This window comes from Propionivibrio dicarboxylicus, assembly GCF_900099695.1.
GTDB classification, from domain to species: Bacteria; Pseudomonadota; Gammaproteobacteria; order Burkholderiales; family Rhodocyclaceae; genus Propionivibrio; species Propionivibrio dicarboxylicus.
On the sequence record NZ_FNCY01000003.1, the window covers coordinates 252,359 to 266,924 of the forward strand.

General features: G+C 61.0%; 17 protein-coding genes. 8 read left to right on the forward strand and 9 right to left on the reverse strand.

The annotated features are described in order from the left end of the window. The first annotated feature begins 12 nt into the window (after window positions 1-12). Window positions 13-1,083 (forward strand): tRNA epoxyqueuosine(34) reductase QueG, encoded by a 1,071-nt coding sequence (gene queG / locus BLR25_RS06220; protein ID WP_091935384.1) that lies wholly within the window; start codon window positions 13-15, stop codon window positions 1,081-1,083. Window positions 1,084-1,104: 21 nt separating this feature from the next. Here queG and BLR25_RS06225 read toward each other — a convergent pair whose 3' ends face one another. Genes BLR25_RS06225 through BLR25_RS06235 form a run of 3 tightly spaced genes read right to left on the reverse strand, consistent with a single transcriptional unit; the run spans window position 1,105 to window position 3,195 of the window. Next, window positions 1,105-1,944, reverse strand: a complete 840-nt coding sequence (locus BLR25_RS06225; RefSeq protein WP_091935387.1) for a sulfurtransferase — start codon at window positions 1,942-1,944, stop codon at window positions 1,105-1,107. Continuing rightward, window positions 1,941-2,306 carry a SpoIIAA family protein gene (locus BLR25_RS06230; protein ID WP_091935390.1) on the reverse strand — a complete coding sequence of 122 codons (366 nt, stop codon included), beginning with the start codon at window positions 2,304-2,306 and terminating at the stop codon, window positions 1,941-1,943. The genes BLR25_RS06225 and BLR25_RS06230 overlap by 4 nt, the downstream gene beginning before the upstream one ends. A gap of 34 nt (window positions 2,307-2,340) precedes the next feature. Beyond that, the gene (locus tag BLR25_RS06235) at window positions 2,341-3,195 is read right to left on the reverse strand and encodes a DMT family transporter (RefSeq protein ID WP_091935393.1); all 855 of its coding nucleotides are present in this window, start codon (window positions 3,193-3,195) and stop codon (window positions 2,341-2,343) included. A gap of 132 nt (window positions 3,196-3,327) precedes the next feature. Here BLR25_RS06235 and xseB point away from each other — a divergent pair, with 132 nt between their 5' ends. The 5 genes from xseB to BLR25_RS06260 are packed head-to-tail and all read left to right on the forward strand — an operon-like array spanning window position 3,328 to window position 7,728. Further along, window positions 3,328-3,609, forward strand: coding sequence for an exodeoxyribonuclease VII small subunit (gene xseB / locus BLR25_RS06240; RefSeq protein ID WP_091935396.1), 282 nt, complete (start codon window positions 3,328-3,330; stop codon window positions 3,607-3,609). After that, window positions 3,606-4,526 carry a polyprenyl synthetase family protein gene (locus tag BLR25_RS06245; protein WP_425438681.1) on the forward strand — a complete coding sequence of 307 codons (921 nt, stop codon included), beginning with the start codon at window positions 3,606-3,608 and terminating at the stop codon, window positions 4,524-4,526. The genes xseB and BLR25_RS06245 overlap by 4 nt, the downstream gene beginning before the upstream one ends. 36 nt (window positions 4,527-4,562) lie before the next feature. After that, window positions 4,563-6,428 carry a 1-deoxy-D-xylulose-5-phosphate synthase gene (gene dxs, locus BLR25_RS06250; protein WP_091935399.1) on the forward strand — a complete coding sequence of 622 codons (1,866 nt, stop codon included), beginning with the start codon at window positions 4,563-4,565 and terminating at the stop codon, window positions 6,426-6,428. Next, complete coding sequence (gene folE2, locus BLR25_RS06255; protein ID WP_091935402.1) at window positions 6,425-7,258, forward strand: GTP cyclohydrolase FolE2; 834 nt, start codon at window positions 6,425-6,427, stop codon at window positions 7,256-7,258. Before dxs ends, folE2 begins: the two co-directional genes overlap by 4 nt. Beyond that, window positions 7,258-7,728, forward strand: coding sequence for an Lrp/AsnC family transcriptional regulator (locus BLR25_RS06260; protein ID WP_091935405.1), 471 nt, complete (start codon window positions 7,258-7,260; stop codon window positions 7,726-7,728). The genes folE2 and BLR25_RS06260 overlap by 1 nt, the downstream gene beginning before the upstream one ends. A 33-nt stretch (window positions 7,729-7,761) precedes the next feature. Here the strand turns inward: BLR25_RS06260 and BLR25_RS06265 are convergent, their stop codons facing one another. The 6 genes from BLR25_RS06265 to BLR25_RS20895 form a co-directional block, all read right to left on the reverse strand. Continuing rightward, on the reverse strand, window positions 7,762-9,036 hold the full coding sequence (locus BLR25_RS06265) for an L-cysteine desulfidase family protein (RefSeq protein ID WP_218122646.1): 1,275 nt from the start codon (window positions 9,034-9,036) through the stop codon (window positions 7,762-7,764). 182 nt (window positions 9,037-9,218) lie between these two features. Beyond that, a complete protein-coding gene (gene rplS / locus BLR25_RS06270) occupies window positions 9,219-9,599 on the reverse strand; it encodes a 50S ribosomal protein L19 (RefSeq protein ID WP_091935410.1) in 381 nt (126 codons plus the stop codon). Beyond that, complete coding sequence (gene trmD, locus BLR25_RS06275) at window positions 9,577-10,374, reverse strand: tRNA (guanosine(37)-N1)-methyltransferase TrmD (RefSeq protein ID WP_425438682.1); 798 nt, start codon at window positions 10,372-10,374, stop codon at window positions 9,577-9,579. Before trmD ends, rplS begins: the two co-directional genes overlap by 23 nt. A 35-nt stretch (window positions 10,375-10,409) precedes the next feature. Further along, window positions 10,410-10,952: a ribosome maturation factor RimM gene (gene rimM, locus BLR25_RS06280; RefSeq protein ID WP_342718515.1), complete on the reverse strand. Its 543-nt coding sequence runs from the start codon at window positions 10,950-10,952 to the stop codon at window positions 10,410-10,412. A gap of 19 nt (window positions 10,953-10,971) precedes the next feature. After that, window positions 10,972-11,226: a 30S ribosomal protein S16 gene (gene rpsP, locus BLR25_RS06285; RefSeq protein ID WP_091935414.1), complete on the reverse strand. Its 255-nt coding sequence runs from the start codon at window positions 11,224-11,226 to the stop codon at window positions 10,972-10,974. A 408-nt stretch (window positions 11,227-11,634) separates the two neighbouring features. Beyond that, complete coding sequence (locus tag BLR25_RS20895) at window positions 11,635-11,868, reverse strand: hypothetical protein (protein WP_143009778.1); 234 nt, start codon at window positions 11,866-11,868, stop codon at window positions 11,635-11,637. Between the two features lie 473 nt (window positions 11,869-12,341). Between BLR25_RS20895 and BLR25_RS06290 the strand changes: the two genes are divergently transcribed. Beyond that, entirely contained in the window at window positions 12,342-13,319 is a 978-nt protein-coding gene (locus tag BLR25_RS06290) for a serine/threonine protein kinase (protein ID WP_218122647.1), read from the forward strand. 107 nt (window positions 13,320-13,426) lie between these two features. After that, on the forward strand, window positions 13,427-13,618 hold the full coding sequence (locus BLR25_RS06295) for a hypothetical protein (protein ID WP_091935420.1): 192 nt from the start codon (window positions 13,427-13,429) through the stop codon (window positions 13,616-13,618). The last annotated feature ends 948 nt before the right edge of the window (window positions 13,619-14,566 follow it).

Here is a 14,566-nt window from a genome sequence, read left to right on the forward strand (position 1 = left end):
GCCGACGAGGCGATGCTCGCGGCATTGGCCGCCGACATCCGGCAGCAAGCGCGGGCGCTCGGCTTCTCGGCCTGCGGCATCGCCCGGGCCGACGTCACCCCGGATGCCGCTGAACGCCTCCGGCGCTGGCTGGCCGCCGGTCGGCACGGCGGGATGGATTATATGGCCAAACACGCCGCCCTGCGCACCGACCCGTCGGCGCTCCTGCCCGGCGTCCTCAGCGTCATCTCGGTGCGACTGCCCTACTGGCCACAAGCGTCCTCGGAACCCGAACAGCACGACGATGCCATCGCCGAGGTCTCGCGCTACGCACGCGGCCGCGACTATCACAAGACCGTGCGGCAACGCCTGCAAAAATTGGCCGAGCATATTCAGGCGCACGTGCGCACACGCCTCGGAAATGATGACTTTTTCATATTCCGGGCCTTTTCCGATTCGGCGCCAGTGATGGAAACCGAATTCGCCCAACGCGCCGGCATCGGCTGGCGGGGCAAACACACGCTGACACTGTCGCGCCAAGGTTCCTGGCATTTTCTCGGTGAATTGTTCACCAACCTGCCGCTGCCGGCGGATGCGTCCGCCGAAGCGCACTGCGGCAATTGCCGGCGTTGTCTCGACACCTGCCCGACCGGCGCCATCGTCGCCCCCTACGAAGTGGATGCGCGCCGCTGCATCTCCTACCTGACGATCGAGCTGGACGGCGCCATCCCGGAGGAACTGCGTCCCTTGATCGGTCAGCGCATCTACGGCTGCGACGACTGCCAGACCTGCTGCCCCTGGAACCGCTTCGCGCAAGCCGGCGACCCGGACTTCGCCGTGCGCAATCATCTGGACCACAGTCCGCTGACCGCGCTGTTCGCCTGGCCGGCGGACGAATTCGAGCGGCGCCTGGCCGGCAGTCCGATTCGCCGTATCGGCCACGAACGCTGGCTGCGCAATATCGCCGTGGCGCTCGGCAATGCGGCACCGACGGACGCACACCGCCTGGCACTTCAGTCGCGCCGCGACGATCCCTCGGCGCTCGTGCGCGAACACGTCGCCTGGGCGCTCAACCGCTACGACCGCCCGATCACAACGGTATAAACGCGTCCGCCAGGCAAATTGTCAGCGCGCCACCGGCCGCGCCGGATCGCTGCACCATTCACTCCAGGAACCGGCATAGAGACGAGCGCCCGGCAAGCCGGCGAGTTCCATGGCGATCAGGTTGTGGCACGCCGACACCCCCGAACCGCACTGCATGACGACCCGTTCGGGTGGCACGCCGCCGAAAAGATCGAGATATGCCTGGCGCAGTTCGTCGGCCGAACGGAAGGTCCCGTCGGCCTTGAGATTGTCGCGGAACGGACGGCTCAATGCCCCCGGAATATGCCCGCCGACCGGATCGATAGTTTCGTTCTCGCCGCGGAAACGATCGGCGCCACGAGCATCGACGACGATGAACGCCTGCCGATCCAGATTGGCGAACACGGCGTCGGTACCGACCACCCAGTCGCGCGGCGGATCGGCCACGAAATCCGTCGGCACGGGATTCGGCAGCGCTTTCGTCAACGGCAGCGCCAAGGCCACCCAGCGCGGAAAACCGCCATCGAGCACCACGACGCGCTCGTGCCCCAACCAGCGCAGCATCCACCACAAGCGACCGGCAACCATGCCTTCGGCATCGTCATAAACCACTACCGTCGTCTGCCGCGATATGCCAATGGCACCGAGCCGCCGGGCCAGCGTTTGCGGATCGGGCAGCGGATGACGACCGTTACGCCCGGTCATCGGTCCCGACAGGTCGCGATCGAGATGCATGAAGAATGCGCCGGGGATATGCCCTTCCGCATAAACGCGCTCGCCGTGGCTGGTATCGGAAAGCTGGTGGCGGCAATCGACGATGCACAGGTCGCGGTCGTCGAGACGCGCTGCCAGCTGCTCGCAGGAAATCAGCGGAGACATCATGGCGCCGCGCCCTCCTCGGCCATGTCGAGCCAGGCCAAAGCCTCGCCCTCGTCGGAGAAGACGCGCATGTCGGCCCGCACGAACAACCGCGTCAGCCACGCGCTCCAGGTCACCCACTGGCTCTGCGTCAGCACCGCGATTCGGTTGAAATCGTTGGGGTGTGCTCGCGCGAAGGCGATGTCTTCCCAAGCCACGTCGAGCGTGAAATCGGCCATTTCGCGCAGATCGAAGAGCAGATCGACCGGCCCTTCGAACTGGGCGGTATACCCGACCATCTGCTCGAATTCCTTGAAATCGCCGAGCGTAAACTCGCCGTAAACATTGACCTGAACCCGGCCCGGCTGATGTTGGATAACGATCATGGCAGTCTCCTTATGAGATGACTGCAGTGTAGCATCAGTCCTGATCGGCAGGATTGGCGCGCGAGAACCAGCTTGAGATGAGGCCGCTCGAGACGATCAGGCCAATCGCCAGCCAGGCGTTCGGTGTCAGCGCCTCGTGCCAGAAGACCATGCCGAGCAGACTGGCGAAGGCAACCGTGGTGTAAGCGAGACTCGCCGAGACCAGCGTATTGCCGCGCTTGTACGCCCGCGTCATTGCCAGTTGCGCCACCGTGGCAAAGCCGCCGACACCGAGCAGCAGCAAGCCGCCGCGCAGATCGACCGGATGGAACTCGTAAAGCAGCATCCATAAAGCCGCGCCAACGGTCGAGAACAAGGAGAAATAAAACACCGTGCGTTCCTCCGTTTCACCGAGTTCGCCGAGTTCCCGCACGTTGTAATAAGCGAATGCCGAAAGCACGCCCGATCCCAGCCCCCACAACCCGCCGACCAATTGATCGGCATGAAAAGTCGGGCGCAGCAGCCAGGCAACGCCAACAAAACCGAGCGCCAGTGCGGCAAGCAGCGAGAGGCGCAGCAGGATGCGACCGGTACAGGCGAGTAGCACGGCGAGGAACAGCGGCGACGTATAGTTGAGCGTGACGGCCGTCGCCAGCGGCAACAGCGAAATGGCATTGAAGAACGATACCAACCCGAGAAAGCCGCAAATCGAACGCGTCATCTGGAAACGCCAATGCGGCGTCTTCAGCGGAATACCGCGAAAGCATACGACGGCGAGCATGAAAGCGAAGGAAATGACGGCGCGGTAGAACACCACCTCGGTCGCCGAAAACGTTTCCGACGCCAGCTTGACGCACATGCCCATGCAGGCAAAGCAGAAGCTGGCGACGATCATCCACAGGGATTGCATGGCTATTTATCCAACTGCCGGGGGCTCGGCAGACACACGACAACGGCAAGGGTGTAAACTTCGATTGTAATGGCTTTCGATTGACCCGACATCGTGCCATACGCTATTTTTACCAGTTTTCCGATTTCTCCCATGGCGAAACCCACATCCTCCACTCCCGAAACGACGCCGGCTGACGCCGACATCCCCGTCGCCGACCTGAGCTTCGAAGTTGCCCTCTCCGAACTCGAACGCCTGGTCCGCACCATGGAAGAGGAGCAACTCCCGCTGGAAACCGCCATCGCCGCCTACCGCCGCGGCAGCGAACTGCTCGGCCATTGCCAGCAGTTGCTCAAGGAAGCAGAGCACAAGGTGCAAGCCCTGGAGAACGGGATCCTGCGCGACCTCGACGCCCCACACGGAGAAACCCGATGACCCAGATGTCCTCACCGTTCACCGCGCCGACCCCGGCTTTCCCGGACTGGATGCAGAGCGTCCAGCAGCGCATGGAAGCCGCGCTGGCGCGCCTCCTGCCTCCCGACGAAGCGATTCCTGCCCGACTGCATCAGGCAATGCGTTACGCCAGCCTCGGCGGCGGCAAACGCGTGCGCCCCCTGCTGGCCTTCGCCGCCGGCGAGATTTCCGGCGCGACCCCGGAGAAACTCGAAATCGTCTCGGCCGCCGTCGAACTGATTCACGCCTATTCGCTCGTCCACGACGACCTCCCCTGCATGGATGACGACGTCCTGCGCCGCGGCCGACCGACCTGTCACGTCGAATATGACGAACCGACCGCCCTGCTGGTTGGCGACAGTCTACAATCGCTGGCATTCGAACTGTTGACGCGGGAAACGCTGGGCGCGCCGAAGCAACAACTCGAAATGGTCCGGCTGCTGGCGCACGCAAGCGGCTCCTGCGGCATGGCTGGTGGTCAGGCGATCGACCTCGAATCGGTCGGCAAGGCGCTGACGCAACCGGAACTCGAACTGATGCACGCGCTCAAGACCGGCGCACTGATCCGCGCGGCGGTACTCCTCGGCGCCCTCTGCGGCGACGACATTGACGAGGCTGCGCTGGCACGTCTCGACCGCTTCGCCAAACGCTTGGGCCTGCTCTTCCAGGTCGTCGACGACATCCTTGACTGTACCGCCAGTACGGCAACGCTCGGCAAGACGGCCGGCAAGGACGCCGCCGCCGACAAGCCGACCTACGTCAGCCTGCTCGGACTCGACGGCGCGCGCGAGTTCGCCAACGAGTTGCGCACCCAGGCCATGGACGCGCTCTCCGTCTTCGGCGCCGGTGCATCGCGGCTCGCGGCGCTGACCGACTTCATCACCTACCGCAAGTTCTGACCCGCGTTTTTCTAGACCGGCGCCTGCCCATCCGTCATGAGTTCCTATCCTTTGCTCGACACCATCCAGTCGCCCGCGCAACTGCGCGAACTGGAGCGCAAGCAGCTACCGCAACTGGCAGACGAACTGCGCAACTTCCTCGTCGAATCGGTTTCCCGCACCGGCGGACACCTGTCGTCGAACCTCGGCACGATCGAACTGACGATTGCGCTGCACTACGTCTACAACACGCCGGAAGACCGTCTTGTGTGGGACGTCGGCCATCAGACCTACGCCCACAAGATCCTTACCGGGCGGCGCGAGGGCATGGCACGCCTGCGCATGAAGGACGGCGTTTCCGGATTCCCGAAGCGCTGCGAAAGCGCCTATGACACGTTCGGCGTCGGCCATTCGTCGACCTCGATCTCGGCCGCATTGGGCATGGCGCTCGCCGCGAAACTCAAGGGCGAGGAACGGCGCACGGTTGCCATCATCGGCGATGGGGCGATGTCGGCGGGACAGGCGTTCGAAGCGCTCAACAACGCCGGTGTCGCCGACGCCAACATGCTCGTCATACTCAACGACAACGACATGTCGATTTCGCGCCCGGTCGGCGCCCTCAACAAATACCTCGCCCGCGTCCTCTCGGGCAGCACCTTCAACGCCGCGCGCAAGGCCGGCGAGAAGGTCCTGTCGGTTTCGCCCTCGCTGCTCGAATTCGCCAACCGCGTCGAAGAGCACGTCAAAGGCCTGCTGACACCGGGAACGCTGTTCGAAGAGCTCGGATTCAATTACATCGGCCCGATCGACGGGCACGACCTCGACTCGCTCGTGCCGACGCTGCAAAACCTGCAAAAGCTGCGCGGCCCGCAGTTCCTGCATGTCATTACCCGCAAGGGACAGGGCTACAAACTCGCCGAGGCCGATCCGATCCTGTATCACGGCGTCTCGAAATTCCAGCCGGACATCGGCATCGACGAATCCCGCACGACCGCAAAGCCGACCTTCACCCAGATTTTCGGCGACTGGCTCTGCGACATGGCTGAAATCGAGCCGAAGCTCGTCGCCATTACCCCGGCAATGGGGGAAGGTTCCGGCATGACGCGCTTCGCCGAACTTTTCCCTGCGCGCTATTTTGACGTCGGCATCGCCGAACAGCATGCCGTCACCTTCGGCGCGGGACTGGCCTGCGAAGGCATGCGACCGGTCGTGGCGATCTACTCGACCTTCCTGCAACGCGGCTTCGACCAACTTCTGCACGACGTCGCCCTGCAGAAACTGCCGGTCGTCTTCGCGCTCGACCGCGGCGGCGTGGTTGGCGCCGACGGCCCGACGCACCACGGCTGTTTCGACCTCAGCTATGTAACTTGCATTCCCAATATGGTCGTCATGACGCCGTCGGACGAAAACGAATGCCGACAGATGCTGACGACCGCCTGCCGCAGCAACGCACCCTGCGTCGTCCGCTATCCGCGCGGCGCAGGCATCGGTGCCGCGATCGACCCGACACTGCGCGAACTGCCGATCGGCAAGGGCGAAATTCGCCGGCAAGGCACCGGAACCGCCCTGCTCGCTTTCGGCACGACGCTGGCACCCGCACTCGACGCGGCTGAAGTCCTCGATGCCACGGTCGCCAATATGCGCTTCGTCAAACCGATCGACCGCGAACTGATTCTCGCGCTGGCTCGGGAACATTCACTGCTCGTCAGCATCGAAGAGAACGTGGTCATCGGCGGCGCCGGTTCGGAAGTCGCCCGTGTGCTCGAAGAGGCGGGCAGCACGGCGCGCCTCGTCCGCATCGGACTACCCGACCGCTTCATCGAGCACGGCGACCAGAGCCGCCTGCTATCCGAACTCGGCCTCGACAAGGACGGCATCGTCCGCTCGGTACTTAATCATCAGCATTCACAGGAAACGCCATGAACGCAGCGCAGAAAGCCAAGGACAACCCCATCGCCGACGTGCAGAATCTCGCCGACACGCGCCAGATCGCCATCAACCGCGTCGGCATCAAGTCGATCCGTCACCCGATCCGCGTGCTCGACCGCTCCGGCGGCGTCCAGCACACCATCGCCGTCTTCAACATGTACGTCAGCCTGCCGCACAACTTCAAAGGCACGCACATGTCGCGTTTCGTCGAAATCCTGAACAGCCACGAGCGCGAGATCTCGGTCGAGAATTTCCCCAGCATGTTGCGTGAAATGGTGAAGAAGCTCGAAGCCGAAACCGGTCACATCGAGATGAATTTCCCGTACTTCATCAACAAGTCGGCACCGGTATCCGGCGTGCAAAGCCTGATCGACTATGACGTCACGCTGATCGGCGAAATCTGCCACGGCGACATCGCCTCGACCATCAAGGTCGTCGTGCCGGTCACCAGCCTCTGCCCCTGCTCGAAGAAGATTTCGGAGCGCGGCGCCCACAACCAGCGCTCGCACGTCACCGTCACGGCACGCATTCTCGACCACGTCTGGATCGAGGAAATCGTGCAACTGGTCGAGGGCGAAGCCTCGTGCGAACTCTATGGCCTGCTCAAGCGCCCGGACGAGAAGTACGTCACCGAGCGCGCCTACGACAACCCCAAGTTCGTCGAAGACATGGTGCGCGACGTCGCCGCCCGACTCAACGCCGAGGACCGCATCTATTCTTACGTCATCGAATCCGAGAACTTCGAGTCGATCCACAACCACTCGGCCTACGCCTTGATTGAGAATACCAAGAAGGCGCCTGCCCATCCCAACATCCGCTACTGATGGATCGCATCGACAAGGAAATCCTGGCGCTGCTGCAGGAAAACGCCGACCTGCCGCTGACCGAGATCGCGGCGCGGGTCAAGCTGTCCTCGACGCCCTGCTGGCGGCGTATCCAGCGGCTTGAGGAGCAGGGCTACATCCAGCGCCGGGTAGCCATCCTCGATGCGGAAAAACTCAATGTCGGCGTTACCGTCTTCGTGCTCCTGCGCACGAACCGGCACAATCAGGACTGGTTCGAAAGCCTGCGCGAAATCGTGAACGATATTCCCGAGGTCGTCGATTTCTACCGCATGAGCGGCAATATCGACTATCTCTTGCGCGTCATCGTCCCCGACATCGCGGCCTATGACGCCGTCTACAAGAAGCTGACAAGCCGCATCGAGATCTTCGAGGTCAGCTCAAGCTTCGCGATGGAAGAGCTCAAGCACACCAGCGCCTTGCCGCTCAATTACGCCGCCATCGACGATTGAGCGCCGGCGGCACGCGTCGCCGCCCGCCTCGGCTCAGCACTTGTTCAGGATGATCTCGATGATCTGGCGGTCGGTCTGCACCATGCCACGCGAGGCCAACGCACACAGATTGGCGATCGACTCATCGACGCTTTCGGCAACGATGCCCTCGTAATGCGCCACGCGCGAATTGTCGAGCGCCATCAGCACGGCCTTGTACGCTGAACTCGCCGAGGTCGACACCTTCATCGCGCAACTGTTGGAAGCGCCGTCGCAGATCATTCCGGCGAGATCGCCGATCATGCTGCAGATCGCCATGCTGACGGTGCGCTGATCGCCCCCAAGCAGCCAGGCCATCCCCGCCGCCGCGCCCATCGCCGCAGTCGTTACCGCACACAGCGCCGACAGTTTCGGCAAATGATCGTGAATGTAAACCGCCATCAGATGCGATAGCGTCAGCGCCCGCGTCAGCGTCGCCTGATCGGCGCGCAGATGCTCGGCGACCACCACCACCGGGATGGTCGCCATGATGCCCTGGTTCCCGGACCCCGAATTGCTCATTGCCGGCAGCACCGCGCCGCCCATACGGGCATCGGACGCCGCCGCCGAGCGCTTGACGATGCGCGTCAGCAAGTCGTCGGACAAGAGGCCATGATCGACGTTTCGCTGCATGGTCGCGGCGATATGCAAGCCGAAGTCGCCGCTCATTCCGGCGTCGGCCAGCGCCGAATTCAGACTGGCCGCCTGGAGCACGAAGTCGACGCTCGCCAGGGGCACCGTCATCGCAAACTCGAAGACGTCGGCAGCCGTCGCGTCGGCCAGGGAATACGGCAATGCATCCGCCGCCCCGGCCTCGGCATCGATCTGAAAGACTGTCTCGCCGTTCTTCTCAATGCACACGACCCGCGTATGCGAGTCAGCGATGCAGACGCGTACCTTGTCCGCACCATGCGAGACGCAGGACTCGGCATAGAGCGCCAGCGACGTCTCCGCCAGCCCAACCGTCACGCGCTTCTCGTCGAGCATCGCCTTGGCCGCCCGGACCTGCTCGGCGCTGACCGCGCGCAAGACCTCAAGACCGGCATCCGGATCACCCCCCAGGGCACCGACCGCGGCGGCGATCGGCAAGCCGACCATGCCGGTTCCCGGTACGGTTACGCCCATGCCGTTCTTCATCAGATTCGGCGACACCTTGGCCTCGATCCGTTCCGGCGACGCGCCGAGATAGCGCGATGCGATCGCCGAACACAGGGCAAGAGAAATCGGCTCGGTGCAGCCCAAGGCCGGCTTCAACTCGTGGCGCAGGGCCTTGACGAACTCATTACGCAAATGATCATGCAACATAATGGCTATAAATAGAATTTATACACCACCAATTTAGCACAATATAAAATTATTTTCTATTTTAGTTACAAAACAAGCTCTATTCGGCCCACCTTTTCCGGATAACAGGCGAAAAAAAACCGCGTCTTTCGACGCGGCCTGATGATGCCTTGCAGACAGAACCGGGATCAGTCCTGCTTGACCGGCTTCTGCTTGTGCGACAGCTTCTCCTTGATACGCGCCGACTTTCCGGAACGCTCACGCAGATAGTACAGCTTCGCACGACGCACATCGCCGCGACGCTTGACTTCGATCGCGGCAACCAGCGGAGAATAGGTCTGGAACGTCCGCTCGACGCCTTCGCCGGAAGAAATCTTGCGAACGATGAAACTCGAGTTGAGACCGCGGTTGCGCTTAGCGATCACGACGCCTTCATAGGCCTGCAGACGCTCACGCGAACCTTCCTTGACCTTGACCTGGACGACGACCGTGTCGCCCGGAGCGAATTCAGGAATGGTCTTGCCCAGACGGGCGATTTCTTCTTGCTCAAGTTGCGCTATCAGATTCATTGTCATACTCCTTTATCATTGTCTGACCGCATTGCTCCTGAAACTGCACCAGGAGTTGCGTTTCCTCTTTCGACAGCTTCCGTCCTGCCAGCAGGTCGGGACGCCGTCGCCATGTCCGTCCCAGCGCCTGCTTGAGGCGCCAACGACGAATCTGCTCGTGGTGACCGGACAACAACACCTCCGGCACCTGCTGCCCGAAATACACCTCGGGCCGCGTATAGTGCGGGCAATCCAGCAAGCCCGACACAAACGAATCCTCTGTTGCCGACGCCGCGTCGTTCAACACGCCCGGCAACTGCCTGACGATGGCATCCAACAGCGCCATCGCTGGAATCTCGCCACCCGAAAGCACGAAATCCCCAATCGAAATTTCCTCATCGACGCAACGCTCGATCAGGCGCTCATCGACTCCTTCGTAGCGACCACAGAGAAGGATCAGTCCTTCATCGGCAACCGCATCAACAAACTGCATCACCCGCCGGTGCGTCAGCAACGCCCCCTGCGGCGACAGATACACCACCCGGCTACGCACGCCAGCGCCTTCCTGGCGCGCCCGCGCAGCGTCAATCGCCTGCTCGAGCGGTTGTGGCATCATCACCATCCCGGGGCCACCGCCATAAGGGCGATCATCCACCGTCCGATGCACATCCTGCGTAAAGTCGCGCGGATTCCAGAAATCCAGACTCCAGCGCGCCTCTTCCAGCGCCCGCCGCGTGACACCCGAATGCGTCAGCGCAACGAACATTTCGGGAAACAAGGTCACGACATCGGCCACCAACGCGGCGCCCGAGGCCTGCTGTACAACCCTGCTCACCAATCTGCTTCCCAATCCACCCGGACACAGCGCCCTGGCAGATCGACATCCAACACCACCGCTGCGACAAAGGGCAACAAGCGCTCGTTTCCTTCGCCGTCGCCAACCCGCAACACGTCGTTACCCGGCGTCTCGATCAGACCGAGCACCTGTCCGAGCGACTGGCCGTGCGTGTTAAGCACGTCGAGGCCGATCAAATCGGCCCAGTAATACTCGTTTTCAGCCGTCGGCGGCAGCATGCTGCGCGGCACGCCGACCAATAGACCCTTGGCCGCCTCGGAAGCATTGCGATCCGAAAAGGACCCGAACTGCACGATCAGCACATCACCGCCAGACCGGCATCGCCGCAACTTCTCCGGCCGCCAGAGACTAGGATCGTCCTCTTCCCGGCCCAGCCACCACTGCGGCAACTTGGCCCAACTGAGAGGATCATCGGCAAAAGGATGAACCTTTACCGCCCCCACCAAACCGTACGGCGCAACAATCTTGCCGAGCACCACCATGTCGCCCGGCGACTCATCTCCAGCCGCGGCGGACATGTGCGTCACCGACTGCCGATTAGGCAGCGGCCTTGACGCCGGCTTGCTTGACGAGACGAACGACCGTCGGCGACAACTGAGCGCCTTGCTGACACCAATGGTTCAGGCGATCCGCAGCAATGCGCAGGCCCTCTTCCTTTTCCGAGGCGATCGGATTGTAGAAACCGATACGTTCGATGAAGCGACCATCGCGACGCGCACGCGAATCAGCAACGACCACACTGTAGAAGGGGCGCTTCTTGGCACCACCGCGGGCGAGACGAATAACGACCATAGGATTATTTCCAGACTGAGAAAAAGAGCGAGATTATAACAACAAATCGCGTCCAATCAATAGGCTATTTCCGATCGCGACAGCCGGGACGCTCGCCACGGCGACCGCCGGGACAAGCACGCCGACTGTGCTGACGCCCGACTGAGCGCCCGCAGAGCCGTCGATTGAAGCCCCACACCGACCTCCAACACCGTTCAAAAATAGCGCCGGAATTCCGCTTTTCGCATCTGCTTCAAGCCCCACCCTCTCCCGAACCGATCGCCCAGAAACCCCGGGTAGCGACGTTTAAGGGGAGGTCACAATCAAGCGTTGGTTGCGGCTAATTGAGCCCCCTGTTAAGCGCTACGCCGACTAGAAAACCGGCGATGGATTCCATTGACACACCGCAAGCGGAGGAAGGACGCCACCTTACGCGCGAGGTTTGACAGGACATCCATGGCTCCGTCCCGAGCGATGCGACGAAGCTTGCTTCAGTTTGACCGGGATGATGCCGACGCCTCCGCTTCCGGCCTTCGTACAAACCGTCGGATAAGGCTCAAACACTGGGATCCAGCGCTTTCGACGATTCTTCCCGATGAAATGAAGAATGCGCCCAACATGCATGGCAACTGCCAGCAAATCCCTGAATTCGTCGCGAGTCATGGCACCCCTCCGGGTTGAAATGAAGCGCTCGATACCTCGGTGTAGCCCTCACCGCTCCCAGTCGGGAATATCCGAAAGCGCCCGGCTCGCCGTCGCGATCGCTCAACTGATTCGGTCATATGTTATGGCATGAAATCAGGCGTTCACGCAACTGACAGAATTGACAGTAGCATCTCTTGCAAATACGCCTAAGCGCCGTCGCCATGCGGATTTCCATCGAATTTTTCACATCGTTGAGGACATACCAAAAGAATCCACAAACAGCACCACTAATGACGCGTGCAATCATCCGAGGTCGGCAGAAAATCATTTATCCCGACCGACCTTATGAGGGATCCTTCGGGTTTACGCTCACCGCGACAGGCAATCTCCAATAGCGAATCCGGAGAATTCAATCAACGCGGCGGCTACAATGGGCGCTGGATACACCCAGACTAGAACCCATTCAGTCACCATCAACGCGAAAGCCGCCAGTGAACAACGACACGCCCTACGCCAATCTGACGCCGAACACCCTGCTTGACGCGATTGACGGACAGGGACTTTGCTGCGATGGGCGCTTGCTACAACTCAACAGCTTCGAGAATCGCGTCTATCAGGTCGGATTCGACGATGGCAGCTATCGAATCGCCAAGTTCTACCGCCCCAAACGCTGGAGCGACGCCGCCATTCTTGAGGAACACGCTTTTACCCGGGAACTCGCCCAGGACGAAATTCCGGTTGTCTCCCCCCTGATTTTCGCCGGGCACACATTACACCATGCCAACGGGCATCGCTTCGCCCTGTTCGCCAAGCAAGGGGGCCGGCCACCGGAACTCGAACAAAGCGAGACGCTGGAATGGCTCGGCCGCTTTCTTGGCAGAATTCATTGTATTGGCGAACGAGAAGCGTTCCGCGCGCGCCCGTCGATCGACCTTGACAGTTTCGGGACTGAATCGCGCGACTTTCTGCTCGCGGGGCGCTGGCTCCCGGCAGAACTTCAGGCGTCCTGGACAAGCGCCGTCGATCTCGCGCTGGATTGCGTCGCCGAGACGTACCAGCGCGCCGGCAACATCAAAACACTGCGACTGCACGGCGACTGTCACCCGGGAAACCTGCTCTGGACCGATGATGGTCCGCATTTCGTCGACTTCGATGACAGCCGCACCGGTCCGTCCATACAGGATCTGTGGATGTTGCTTTCCGGCGAAGAACAGGAAATGCGCCAACAATTGACAGCCCTTCTGACAGGCTACGAAACCTTCCGCGATTTTGATGACAGAGAGCTATTCCTGATCGAACCCCTGCGCACCCTGCGCCTGCTCCACTACAGCGCCTGGATCGCTCGACGCTGGCACGACCCGGCTTTTCCGGCCGCGTTCCCTTGGTTTGGCAGCGTCCGTTACTGGCAGGACCGCATACTCGAACTGAAAGAGCAGATCGCCCTCATGCAGGCCCCCTCCTTTTTCTGACCACGGGAAAAACAACACCGGCGGTCGTAGTCAGACAACCGTGCCCAGCAACACAGCCCACCCACGCGCTTTGGGTTATCTTCAGCCATTTCTACCGGACGAAACCGATGAACGAACGTTACTTTGTCATTTGCGAAGACGAGGATGGCTTGTTGATATTCGCCACGCATGGCTACTTCAGCACCCGCGCTTCGGCGGAAAGTTACGCCAGGAGTCTGACCCGTCGCCGCAACCCGCGCGTGGTCACGGCAAGCAGCGAATTCTACAAACGTGACTCGGTCAGCGCCTGCGGATCCTGACTCGCGTCAAACGCTTGTCTCCTGACACATTCTCGTGCCACGACACGGCTCAACGAAGCCGGCGCGATTATCAGGCACACCACCTCAAGCGCTCCTGTCTCACGCAACAAGCGCTCTCATTTTCAGTCTGCTCGGCAAAGCCGAGACCTTTCTGACAAACAATCTTATCCGACGCACTGGCTTTCAATGCCAACCTCCTCGTATCGACGGATACTCAAACGCATCGGCAAACAAAAACACGTCGACACCGCGACAAATAGTGAGAACTTTTTCGCATAAAAATATGAACATATCACTTAGAATCCAGACTGAAATCAGATTGTAGTCGGCACAAAAAGTGCACATAAACAGAGATAGTTGAAACATAACTGTACACAAAATATCGAATTTATCGATTCTTTTTCCCTGTTTTATTCCGATTCCCCGGGGATATCGCAACGCCGTAATGCCTCAGCCAGACGCTCACGTGGCGTGGGGGGGTATCACTCTCATTACACCCGCGGCCTTAAGGAGCAGTCGCCTGCAGGAGAACGTGCCACACCTCGCTCCCTCCAGCGCCCTAAGAGAAACGCCACACAGTCGCATGAAGCAGGAACGACAAAAGGAGCCACGCACTGCGCAAGTTGCCATCCCTTCCAACAGATAAGCCAACATCCATCGCCTGAGCGACTTTCAAAATGAAACGACTTCCTGTCCTCATCGCATGCTTGGTTGCACTCTCTCTCAGCCTTGTCGGCAACATGGCACTTTCACAAGAAAAAAAAGCCTCACTCCCGGACGATCGCATATCGGCGACACCCGGTCCCTCTCCAGCAATTGACGCCGCTGAAAAACGTACCTCAGCGCTGCCGGAAGTGGGCGGCACCTGCACATTCGAATCCTATTGCTGCCCAGTCACCTGCTGTCGATCCAGCGACACTGGCACAGGGCGAACTACGAAGTGCATCG

What these genes read in the sequence shown, in the direction of transcription:
- rimM (WP_342718515.1), bottom strand. Translation starts at nt 10,952, where the DNA reads ATGTCCGCCGCGGCTGGAGATGAGTCGCCGGGCGACATGGTGGTGCTC.
- BLR25_RS20895 (WP_143009778.1), bottom strand. Translation starts at nt 11,868, where the DNA reads ATGACTCGCGACGAATTCAGGGATTTGCTGGCAGTTGCCATGCATGTT.
- rplS (WP_091935410.1), bottom strand. Translation starts at nt 9,599, where the DNA reads ATGAATCTGATAGCGCAACTTGAGCAAGAAGAAATCGCCCGTCTGGGC.
- BLR25_RS06230 (WP_091935390.1), bottom strand. Translation starts at nt 2,306, where the DNA reads ATGATCGTTATCCAACATCAGCCGGGCCGGGTTCAGGTCAATGTTTAC.
- BLR25_RS06235 (WP_091935393.1), bottom strand. Translation starts at nt 3,195, where the DNA reads ATGCAATCCCTGTGGATGATCGTCGCCAGCTTCTGCTTTGCCTGCATG.
- folE2 (WP_091935402.1), top strand. Translation starts at nt 6,425, where the DNA reads ATGAACGCAGCGCAGAAAGCCAAGGACAACCCCATCGCCGACGTGCAG.
- BLR25_RS06225 (WP_091935387.1), bottom strand. Translation starts at nt 1,944, where the DNA reads ATGATGTCTCCGCTGATTTCCTGCGAGCAGCTGGCAGCGCGTCTCGAC.
- BLR25_RS06295 (WP_091935420.1), top strand. Translation starts at nt 13,427, where the DNA reads ATGAACGAACGTTACTTTGTCATTTGCGAAGACGAGGATGGCTTGTTG.
- dxs (WP_091935399.1), top strand. Translation starts at nt 4,563, where the DNA reads ATGAGTTCCTATCCTTTGCTCGACACCATCCAGTCGCCCGCGCAACTG.
- BLR25_RS06260 (WP_091935405.1), top strand. Translation starts at nt 7,258, where the DNA reads ATGGATCGCATCGACAAGGAAATCCTGGCGCTGCTGCAGGAAAACGCC.
- BLR25_RS06245 (WP_425438681.1), top strand. Translation starts at nt 3,606, where the DNA reads ATGACCCAGATGTCCTCACCGTTCACCGCGCCGACCCCGGCTTTCCCG.
- rpsP (WP_091935414.1), bottom strand. Translation starts at nt 11,226, where the DNA reads ATGGTCGTTATTCGTCTCGCCCGCGGTGGTGCCAAGAAGCGCCCCTTC.
- xseB (WP_091935396.1), top strand. Translation starts at nt 3,328, where the DNA reads ATGGCGAAACCCACATCCTCCACTCCCGAAACGACGCCGGCTGACGCC.
- queG (WP_091935384.1), top strand. Translation starts at nt 13, where the DNA reads ATGCTCGCGGCATTGGCCGCCGACATCCGGCAGCAAGCGCGGGCGCTC.